Raw genomic sequence first — 8775 nt, forward strand, 5'->3', positions numbered from 1 at the left:
TTTAACCCTCCATCTCTTCAATCAGTCTGAGCACCCTCGCCTTAATCTCGTCTCTCACCCTGCGGAACTCCTCTATGCCCCTGCCCTTCGGGTCGGGAAGCGCCCAGTCTTCGACCTTTGCGCTGCTCAGCATAAACGCAGGGCATGAGTCTCGTGAGAGGCAGCCCATGGTCACTATCCTCTTTGCCTCGGCCGCCATATCCTGTGTTAAAAGCTTTGGCTTCTCACCACTTATATCTATGCCAGCCTCACGCATAACTTCTATGGCTTTGCCGCTAACCCTCGGCGCTGGCTCTGTGCCTGCGCTTTCAGCTCTGGTGCGCCTCGCAAAGGCGTTGTAGAACCCCTTAGCCATCTGTGAGCGAGCTGAGTTGCCCACACAAACAAAAAGTACATCCATCATCCAAACCTCCCTGTGATGTAGTCTTCAGTGCGTTTATCTTCCGGGTTCTCGAATATCTGCGCAGTTTCGCCGTACTCTATGAGCTCTCCCATGAGGAAGAAGGCTGTGAAATCAGCGATGCGTGCTGCCTGCTGCATGTTGTGGGTGACTATAACTATGGTGTAGTTCTCTTTAAGCTCGAGTATCAGATCCTCTATCTTTGCCGTCGCCACCGGGTCCAGAGCAGAGCAGGGCTCGTCGAAGAGTATCACCTCCGGCTCAACCGCAAGTGCTCTGGCGATGCACAGGCGCTGCTGCTGTCCACCGCTCAGCGAGGATGGGACGTCCCTCAGCCTGTGCTTCACCTCTTCCCACAGCGCCGCCTTCCTGAGGCTGTCCTCAACTATCCTATCCAGCGCTTTAAGCCCGTGAATCCTGGCGCCATAGGCGATGTTGTCGAAGATGCTCATCGCCGGGAAGGGGTTTGGCTTCTGAAATACCATCCCCACGCGTTTGCGGATATCTACTGGGTCGACGTCGCTGTCGTATATGTTCTTCCCATCCAGCAGCACCCTGCCCTTGAGCCACGCCCCGGGAACAAGCTCATGGATTCTGTTCAGACAGCGCACAAATGTGCTCTTGCCGCAGCCACTCGGCCCTATAATCGCTGTGACCATGTTCTCGGGTATGTCCATGCTTATATCCTTGAGCACATGTGTGCTTCCAAACCCTGCGTTGAGGTTGAGAATCTCCATCTTATTATTCATTTACAATCACCATCTCCTTCCCGCTGCGAACTTTATGCCTATGTTCAGGATAAATATAACCGCCACAAGCACAAGTGCACCACCCCACGCCTGGTTGTGCCAGTCTTCGAAGGGCGACACAGCGTAGGTGTATATCATCACCGGCAGTGTTGCCACTGGATTCATCACACCGTCGAACCAGAAGCGGTTGCTGAAGGCAGTGAAGAGCAGCGGTGCAGTTTCGCCGGCAATGCGTGCGATTGTTAAAAGCACACCGGTGATAATTCCAAATCTCGCAGTAGTAAGCACCACAAGCATTGTCGTCTTCCACCTGGGCGCACCCAGCGCCAGGGATGCTTCCCTCAAATCCACAGGCACCAGCTTCATGGCCTCCTCTGTGGTTCTGACGATGAAGGGTATCATCATCGTTGCAAGTGCCATCCCTCCCGCGAGAGCAGAGAAGCCGCCGAAGCGGAGCACAATTAAGAGGTATGCGAATATTCCCGTGATTATCGACGGCACACCAGTTAGAACATCTGCGGTGAAGCTCACAAGCCTGCTAAGGCGGGAGTTTGGAAATTCGGCCAGGTACATGCCAGCAGCTATCCCGAGGGGTATGCCTATAGCGCTGGCTATTCCCACCACTATGAAGCTCCCCTGTATCGCATTTCCAAATCCTCCCCCCGGCTCACCCGCAGGGGTGGGCAGCTTAGTCAGGAAGTCTATGCTTACTGTGGAGAAGCCCTTTACAATCAGGGTGTAGAGCATACTGCCCAGGGGTATAAGCGCGAGCAGAGTGCTGGCGATGCAGAAGAAGGTAAAGATTCTGTCAGCCGCCTTCCTGCCCGTGATATTCAAACCCTTCCCTCCTGAATTTTCAGGTACTTCCAGGTGATTGCCCTTGCGATTATATTCACAATCATGGATATGGCGAAGAGCACCAGTCCAATCTCTATTAGAGCCGCGAGGTAGATGTCATCCGTCGCCTCTGTGAATTCGTTTGCAATCACCGCCGCCATGGTGTAGCCCGGGTGGAGCAGAGAGGTGAAAATCTGGGGGTTGTTGCCTATCAGCATTGTCACCGCCATGGTCTCGCCTATTGCCCTGCCCAGACCGAGCATAACTGCTCCGAAAATTGCACCCCTCGCATAGGGCAGCACCACACTTGTAATCGTTTCAAACCGCGTCGCTCCCAGTGCGAGGGCACCTTCCTTCTGCAGGCTTGGCACAGAGAGCAGCGCCTCCCTGGAGACAGAGGAGATTATGGGTATTATCATTATCGCCAGCACCAGGCCTGCGGTTAGCGCAGAGTAGCCGTAGGCAGGGCCTTTAAACAGGGGCAGAAAGCCCAGATAGTTCATTAGAGGGGGTGCGATGTGCTCCCTTACGAAGGGTGCAAGCACAAATATGCCCCAGAGCCCTATAATCACACTGGGTATTGCTGCGAGAAGTTCCACCACCGGCGACAGCACAGCCCTCACGCGGGAAGAGGCGATTTCTGTGAGGTACACTGCTATGCCAAGGCTGAGGGGCACTCCTATCAGCAGCGCGAGCAGGGAGGATACAATGGTGCCGTAGATAAAGGGCAATGCTCCAAATTCGCCTGTGACGGGATTCCAGTCTGTGCTCAGGAGGAAATCCAGACCGTAGGTGGTTATCGCCGCCCATGAGCCTACAATCAGCTCTCTAAGCAGAAGGGCTGCGAGTACCACGACGCTGAGTATGGCAAGTACGCCCAGGGTTATACGAAAGATGGTATCGGGGGTGAGAACCCCCCTTTTCGCATTCTTCAAAATTGAAAGAGAAGGTAAAAGAAGCCTCATCTCAGCACCTTACAGCAGGGACTTACCCCGGTAGGTTATTAATTTTATGGTTTCTTCGTTGAGCTTCACAACCTCCTCTGGCAGAGTTGCATAATGAAGTCCCGGCGCATACCTCTGGCCATCGTGGATTACCCACCACAGGAATTCCACCAGCGCCTTGGCCTTGGCTTCCGTCATTCCAGGAATTACCGCCAGGTCCCTGTACACCAGCAGATAGGTGAAGCTGGATATGGGGTATGCATTCTCTCCAGGTGAGTTGACTATTGTCACCGTGGTCCAGGATTCGTCACCTCTGGGGAGGGTTGGCACTGCGCCGGTCGCTGCGGCTGCAACGCTATCAATGCTGGGCTCAATAAACTTACCTTCCCTGTTCTTTATGTGCGCATAGGTTATGCGGTTCTCAATTGCATATGCAAGCTCAACATAACCTATGGAGTAGGGATTCTGCTTCACCAGACCTGCGACACCCTCATTACCCTTGCCCCCCAGGCCAAGAGGCCAGTTCAGGGACTTGCCTTTACCCACCTTCTCCTTCCAGTCCTCGCTGACGGCGGAGAGGTAGTCTGAGAACACAAAGGTCGTGCCGCTTCCATCACTGCGATGCGCCACTATTATCCCCTTATCCGGCAGGTCAATACCCGGGTTGAGCTCCGCTATTCTGGGATCATTCCACTTGGTTATCCTGCCCAGAAATATGTCGGCAATTACATCTCCGCTGAGCTTCAGCCCGCTCTCAATGCCGGGGATGTTGTATACCACCACCACAGCACCTATGGTCTCGGGGATGTGGAGGATACCCTCCATCTTGGCATACTCTTTTTCCTTGAGCGGTGCATCGCTGGCTCCGAAGTCAACTGTCTTCGCCATCGTCTGCTTTATTCCGCCACCGCTGCCTATGCTCTGGTAGTTTATCTTTATGCTGGGGTTCAGTTTGTGATACTCATAGCTCCACTTGGATATCAGCGGGTAGGGGAAGCTTGCCCCTGCACCGTTGATGGTTATCTCTTCGGCTCCGGCAGTGGCCTTGCCACCGCTTCCGGTGCAGCCAGCGAAGAGCAATATGGCAATTACAGGCACTAGAACTAACCGGTTCATGTCTTGTTACCTCCTTTTTACCTAAGTTTATCAGGGAGGAGAGTTATATATTTTGTGTAAATACAATATATAATATATAGATACAATATAAACTAGTTAGTCCCCTGCCATGGCAAAGCGTTTGAAAAACTCTTAATAATGCGAACCTAGTAACAGTCATATTCCTGGTGATAAAAATGCTCTTTAAACTGCCCAATGCGGGAGAACCGGAGGTCGGAGAAGGTACATACATCGCAGAGAGTGCGGCGGTTATAGGGAATGTGAGGATAGGGGAGAGAGTATTTGTCGCCCCCATGGCTGTTATCAGGGCAGATGAGGAGAACTCCAGCATACTCATAAAGGACGAGTGCAATGTGCAGGACGGGGTTATTATACACGCCCTGATGGACACACAGGTGGTGGTAGCCGAGGGCACCTCCCTGGCCCATGGTTGCATCATACACGGCCCCTGCAGCATTGGTAGAGAATGTTTTATTGGATTCAGGGCAACAGTTTTTAAATCAAGAATCGGCGAGGGTAGTGTTGTTATGCACGGTGCGATGGTTTTAGATGTCACCATTCCTCCGGGGAAACTTGTGCCTCCTGGAATGCTGGTGGATTCCCAGGAGATGGTAGAGCGTCTGGAGGATGTGTCTGCAGATTTAAAGGGGTTTAAAAGCCTGGTGAGACGTACAAATGTTGAGCTCACTGAGAGGTATCGAAGGGCAACCCCTCGCGGTGGAACCAGCTCCTCAACGAGGAGACCTTGAGAAATCGAAACAAAATCTTTATTAACAGAAAAAAGAAAGCAAAAAGGGGGATGGCGACGAGGGTAGAGGATGTGATGACGCCGGCGGTTAAGACTGTAGAGCGCTTCACCCCGGTGCTTGAAGCAACGAAGATAATGGAGGATATGCTCCTCGGCTCCCTGGTGGTGGTAGAGCGCAGCATGGCTGTGGGCATTATTACGGAGCGCGATGTAATCCACCGAGTGGTCAACGCGGGTCTCGACCCCGAGTGCACAACTGTGGAGGAGGTTATGAGTTCACCCCTCCTGACGATAATCCCAGAGGCTTCGATTGAGGAGGCGGCGCAGGTGATGATAGACAAGAGGATAAAGAAGCTACCTGTGCTGAGGGATGCCCGCCTTGTGGGAATCCTCACCGCCACAGATATAGTACGTGAGGTGCCCCATCTGCGGGAGAAGATTCTCTCCACATTTAAGAAGCTTTAGCAGGCTCATGCTTCTGTGCAGTATTCAATCCACTCGCACCCACCACAAATTTCAGGAAGCTCGCTGTTTGTAATTTTTTCAACAAGACCCGAGACTTCTTTATATCTCATTTTCATTCCAGCGCTTAGCTTCAGTTTTGAGAGAACCCTGGCGTCCAGTTTTTTGACTTCCATGTCGCTGTTCTGCGACTTCAGGCACCTCTCGTCCTTGAAATGTGGACATGCCTTACAGATATCATCCCCACCGGCAACTATTTCAAGCACCGGATTCTGTTCCAATCTTCTTTTAATCTCCTTAAAATTCTCAATAAAGGCTTCACTGTATCCTCTACCTTTAAACCTCTGGGTACAGAGCAGGTGGTGGGGACGAAGCTTTACTGTGTTCATGTTGCTGATTTGCACTTGCAGCAGATAAATCTTTGCACGCAGGCTATTTACACCTCCTTTGCTTTTATGAAGTTAAATATATAAACCCCTGAGTTAATCTAAAGCATGGGCGGTCAGATGATTATCGATGCTCATGTGCATCTGGGAGGTCCAGATAAGGGCGACGGCTCAAAGCAGGGCGTGGAGGAGCTGCTGGAGCGCATGCAGAGGGCGGGTGTGGACAGGGCGGTGGTTTTTCCCTTCAATGAGGCTGAGCCCGGGATAAGCTTTTCCAGTGCCAACAACTATATAGCAAAGGCTCAGCGGGAGCATGCTGAGCACATAATAGGCTTTGCCCGCCTGGACCCGCACCTTCGCGAGGCTGCAATAATTGAGGCGAAGCGTGCCCTTCGTGAGCTGGGGTTGAAGGGCATAAAGCTCCACCCGGCGGCGCAGAAATTCTATCCTGACCACCCCTTTGTGGTGAGGATAATCGAAGCTGCAGCGCGCTTCTCTGCGCCTGTGGTGTTCGACAACGGCAAGCCAGAGGCAGACAACATGGCTCTCGCGGCCCTTGCGGACCGCGTGCCAGAGGCCACAATTATACTTGCCCATATGCGTGGCGAGGGGTTCATAGAGGCTTGTGAGGGCAGGGCCAATGTTTACCTGGGCACAGTTAAGGCAGACCCCAGAGATGTGGTGGAAGCTGTGGACAGGCTGGGGGCAGAGAAGATTATTGCAGGAAGCGACTCCCCCTATGCGAGTATGCAGTATGAGATGGTGGATAAATTTGAGGAGCTTGAGACTCTTTCTGGGGAGGAGAGGGCATTAATCTGCGGGGGCAACATCGCCAGGCTTCTCGGACTTTAACCCCCTGCTATGGCAGGCACTATGGTTATGACGTCGGTGTCCTTTATCTCTGTGTCATCTCCTGTGAGGTGGTTTACCCCTATGCCGTTTACCATGAATATAAGTTCCTGTCTGAGCCTCCCCCCCTTGAACAGCAGCTCATATGCCTCTGGCACGTCGTCGCACAGCCTGAGGAGTACCTCTCTGAGCTTCTGTTTTCCATTCAGCTTAATTATCACACTCTCAGTTCCGAGGAGCTTCTGGAGCACATAGTGGAGGGATACCACTATTTTAACCATGTACACTCAACCAAGCTCAACGAAGGAAATTTTATAAACAATGATTGAAATACCAAAGCCAAGGAGGTAAGAGTTATGGTCAAGATCAGTGTGGGAAGCAAGGAGGAATGCAACTGGGAGCTGCCCGATGAGCTTTACTACCACCCCAAGGACCACATATGGGCAAAGGTGGAGGGCGATCTGGTGCGCGTGGGTCTGGACGCCTTCGGCGCGTACGCCGCAGGTAGAATTCAGCAGCTCAGAACCTTCCCTAAGGGCAGGCAGGTGCGCAAGGACCAGGCCTTTGGAAATCTGGAGAGCGGGAAGTTTATAGGCCCTCTCCGCGCACCCGTGGCAGGTGAGATAGTTGATATAAATCAAGAGGTTGTAAGCAACCCCAGCAAGATAAATGATTCACCCTATGAGGCGTGGATTGCTGTGTTTAAGCCAGCTAACCTTGAGGAGGACCTGAAGGACCTTCCCCACGGCGAGGAGGGAATAAAGGCGTGGATGGATAAGGAGATAGAGGAGTACAAGAAGAAAGAAATTCTCAAGTGTGAGTGAATACTCTTCTCTCCTATTCTTTTTTAATATCTACAGCTGGCAATGACTGAGCTTCTATATCTTAAGGACAGCTACATTCGCAGCTTTGAGGCGAGGGTGATTAGTGAGGAAGATGGCAATGTGGTGCTTTCGCGCACCGCCTTTTACCCTGAGGGAGGCGGGCAGCTCACGGATAAGGGCAGCCTTTCATGCAGAGGTGAGCGTTATCATGTTTATCTTGTGAAGCGCAGTCGTGGTGAGGTGGTTCACTACTGCGACCGCTCAGGTTTAGGCGAAGGCGATACTGTCAGAGGCGAGCTTGACTGGGAGAGGCGCTATACCTTTATGCGCTACCACACGGCGCTGCATCTCTTGGCCAGGGTGCTATTCGACGATTTTGGTGCTGTTGTGACAGGAAATCAGATAGGTGTTGAAAAGTCGCGTATGGATTTCGATGTTGCAAACTTTGACCGTGCTGCTCTGCCTGAGATAGAGGAAAAGGTGAACGAGATAATTGCTCATGGGCTTGAGGTTAGGGTCTACACCCTGCCCAGGGAGGAGGCCTTTGGCCGGGTTAATCCGGAGAAAACGCGCCTGGATTTAATTCCGAAGAATATTCGTGAGATTCGCCTTGTGGAAATCGCGGGCTTCGACATAGACGCCTGCGGAGGGACGCATGTGGCAAACACCCGCGAGATTGGCGGGATTAAGATAACCAGCTTCAAGAGCAAGGGAAGGAGGAACAAGCGCATGGAGGTGGCATTAGGGTAAATTTGGAGTTCAGCTTACTGATATGCCCGCATCTCTAAGCGCTTCTTTAAGTCTTGCAAACTCACTTCTCAATTCACGAATTTCCTCATGTAGATCTCGGTATCCTTTCATCTCATGTGATATATCTTTAAACCCTTTCCTTGTTACACCTATGTGCTCGTCTTCCTTGGTGGAAATCTCCCTGGTCTCATTCAGTATTTCTTTTGTAAGCTCTATGTGTTCGTCCTGCTTGGTGGAAATCTCCCTGGTCTCATTCAGTATTTCCTTTGTAATCTCTACGTGTTCGTCCTGCGTTGTTTTTATTTCGCCGAGAATTTCAACACCTTTCTCCAGCTTTTCATCTGTGGATTTAGAATAGGAGGCTATGTTGAGGAGTATTTCTTTCACGTCACTATCATCCAGACTCTCAAGCACATCTGCACCCTTCCTTTCAAAGTCTGCAAAGCTGCCTGTGTAATCTTCCTTTCTTTTTGTTATGCGCTCTATTTCAATAAATACTGGTGCTTCCTTCTCAGTGACCTCAATGAGCTTCTCTATGGCATTCTCATCACCTTCAAGCACGACAACCACATCACCGGAGGGGAGATTCTCCGCATAGCCCGTGATGCCAAGCATGAGAGCACGTTTTTTAAGAAAACTCCTGAAACCACCTCTCTGCACCCTGCCCTCGATAAGAAGTACGTATCTTGACTCTGGCATACAAAATTTTT

13 protein-coding genes are annotated in these 8775 nt (G+C 51.5%); 5 read left to right on the forward strand and 8 right to left on the reverse strand.

Translation table 11 applies throughout. From position 1 onward, the window contains the following. Position 1: 1 nt before the first annotated feature. From ACXJJW_RS06265 to pstS, 5 genes are read right to left on the reverse strand one after another with little or no spacing between them, the layout of a single operon-like run. Entirely contained in the window at positions 2 to 403 is a 402-nt protein-coding gene (locus ACXJJW_RS06265) for an arsenate reductase ArsC (RefSeq protein WP_456474878.1), read from the reverse strand. Next, on the reverse strand, positions 400 to 1149 hold the full coding sequence (gene pstB / locus ACXJJW_RS06270; protein WP_456474879.1) for a phosphate ABC transporter ATP-binding protein PstB: 750 nt from the start codon (positions 1147 to 1149) through the stop codon (positions 400 to 402). Before pstB ends, ACXJJW_RS06265 begins: the two co-directional genes overlap by 4 nt. A gap of 6 nt (positions 1150 to 1155) precedes the next feature. After that, complete coding sequence (gene pstA / locus ACXJJW_RS06275) at positions 1156 to 1986, reverse strand: phosphate ABC transporter permease PstA (RefSeq protein WP_456474880.1); 831 nt, start codon at positions 1984 to 1986, stop codon at positions 1156 to 1158. After that, complete coding sequence (gene pstC, locus ACXJJW_RS06280; RefSeq protein ID WP_456474881.1) at positions 1983 to 2951, reverse strand: phosphate ABC transporter permease subunit PstC; 969 nt, start codon at positions 2949 to 2951, stop codon at positions 1983 to 1985. The genes pstA and pstC overlap by 4 nt, the downstream gene beginning before the upstream one ends. 9 nt (positions 2952 to 2960) lie before the next feature. Next, complete coding sequence (gene pstS, locus ACXJJW_RS06285; protein WP_456474882.1) at positions 2961 to 4046, reverse strand: phosphate ABC transporter substrate-binding protein PstS; 1086 nt, start codon at positions 4044 to 4046, stop codon at positions 2961 to 2963. Between the two features lie 176 nt (positions 4047 to 4222). On the opposite strand from pstS, the gene ACXJJW_RS06290 reads away from it, so the two are divergent. Both ACXJJW_RS06290 and ACXJJW_RS06295 read left to right on the forward strand, forming a co-directional pair. Beyond that, entirely contained in the window at positions 4223 to 4795 is a 573-nt protein-coding gene (locus ACXJJW_RS06290) for an LbetaH domain-containing protein (protein ID WP_456474883.1), read from the forward strand. 50 nt (positions 4796 to 4845) lie between these two features. Then, positions 4846 to 5259, forward strand: a complete 414-nt coding sequence (locus ACXJJW_RS06295) for a CBS domain-containing protein (RefSeq protein WP_456474884.1) — start codon at positions 4846 to 4848, stop codon at positions 5257 to 5259. A 5-nt stretch (positions 5260 to 5264) separates the two neighbouring features. Here ACXJJW_RS06295 and ACXJJW_RS06300 read toward each other — a convergent pair whose 3' ends face one another. Continuing rightward, complete coding sequence (locus ACXJJW_RS06300) at positions 5265 to 5645, reverse strand: DUF1284 domain-containing protein (RefSeq protein ID WP_456474885.1); 381 nt, start codon at positions 5643 to 5645, stop codon at positions 5265 to 5267. Between the two features lie 105 nt (positions 5646 to 5750). On the opposite strand from ACXJJW_RS06300, the gene ACXJJW_RS06305 reads away from it, so the two are divergent. After that, on the forward strand, positions 5751 to 6494 hold the full coding sequence (locus ACXJJW_RS06305; RefSeq protein WP_456474886.1) for an amidohydrolase family protein: 744 nt from the start codon (positions 5751 to 5753) through the stop codon (positions 6492 to 6494). Here the strand turns inward: ACXJJW_RS06305 and ACXJJW_RS06310 are convergent. Then, positions 6491 to 6772: a MoaD/ThiS family protein gene (locus ACXJJW_RS06310; RefSeq protein WP_456474891.1), complete on the reverse strand. Its 282-nt coding sequence runs from the start codon at positions 6770 to 6772 to the stop codon at positions 6491 to 6493. The two genes, ACXJJW_RS06305 and ACXJJW_RS06310, sit on opposite strands and share 4 nt — an antisense overlap. A 75-nt stretch (positions 6773 to 6847) precedes the next feature. On the opposite strand from ACXJJW_RS06310, the gene ACXJJW_RS06315 reads away from it, so the two are divergent. Both ACXJJW_RS06315 and ACXJJW_RS06320 read left to right on the forward strand, forming a co-directional pair. Beyond that, positions 6848 to 7315 (forward strand): glycine cleavage system protein H, encoded by a 468-nt coding sequence (locus tag ACXJJW_RS06315; RefSeq protein WP_456474887.1) that lies wholly within the window; start codon positions 6848 to 6850, stop codon positions 7313 to 7315. A 42-nt stretch (positions 7316 to 7357) separates the two neighbouring features. Then, the gene (locus tag ACXJJW_RS06320) at positions 7358 to 8065 is read left to right on the forward strand and encodes an alanyl-tRNA editing protein (RefSeq protein WP_456474888.1); all 708 of its coding nucleotides are present in this window, start codon (positions 7358 to 7360) and stop codon (positions 8063 to 8065) included. A gap of 9 nt (positions 8066 to 8074) precedes the next feature. Here ACXJJW_RS06320 and ACXJJW_RS06325 read toward each other — a convergent pair. Further along, the coding region (locus tag ACXJJW_RS06325; RefSeq protein WP_456474889.1) for an acylphosphatase at positions 8075 to 8775 on the reverse strand (701 nt) is incomplete at its 5' end.

It is taken from the genome of Candidatus Pyrohabitans sp. (genome assembly GCF_054014795.1).

Coding starts and splice junctions, on each gene's coding strand:
- ACXJJW_RS06265 (WP_456474878.1), bottom strand. CDS start 403: ATGATGGATGTACTTTTTGTTTGTGTGGGCAACTCAGCTCGCTCACAG.
- pstB (WP_456474879.1), bottom strand. CDS start 1,149: ATGAATAATAAGATGGAGATTCTCAACCTCAACGCAGGGTTTGGAAGC.
- pstC (WP_456474881.1), bottom strand. CDS start 2,951: ATGAGGCTTCTTTTACCTTCTCTTTCAATTTTGAAGAATGCGAAAAGG.
- pstS (WP_456474882.1), bottom strand. CDS start 4,046: ATGAACCGGTTAGTTCTAGTGCCTGTAATTGCCATATTGCTCTTCGCT.
- ACXJJW_RS06290 (WP_456474883.1), top strand. CDS start 4,223: ATGCTCTTTAAACTGCCCAATGCGGGAGAACCGGAGGTCGGAGAAGGT.
- ACXJJW_RS06295 (WP_456474884.1), top strand. CDS start 4,846: ATGGCGACGAGGGTAGAGGATGTGATGACGCCGGCGGTTAAGACTGTA.
- ACXJJW_RS06300 (WP_456474885.1), bottom strand. CDS start 5,645: ATGAACACAGTAAAGCTTCGTCCCCACCACCTGCTCTGTACCCAGAGG.
- ACXJJW_RS06305 (WP_456474886.1), top strand. CDS start 5,751: ATGGGCGGTCAGATGATTATCGATGCTCATGTGCATCTGGGAGGTCCA.
- ACXJJW_RS06310 (WP_456474891.1), bottom strand. CDS start 6,772: ATGGTTAAAATAGTGGTATCCCTCCACTATGTGCTCCAGAAGCTCCTC.
- ACXJJW_RS06315 (WP_456474887.1), top strand. CDS start 6,848: ATGGTCAAGATCAGTGTGGGAAGCAAGGAGGAATGCAACTGGGAGCTG.
- ACXJJW_RS06320 (WP_456474888.1), top strand. CDS start 7,358: ATGACTGAGCTTCTATATCTTAAGGACAGCTACATTCGCAGCTTTGAG.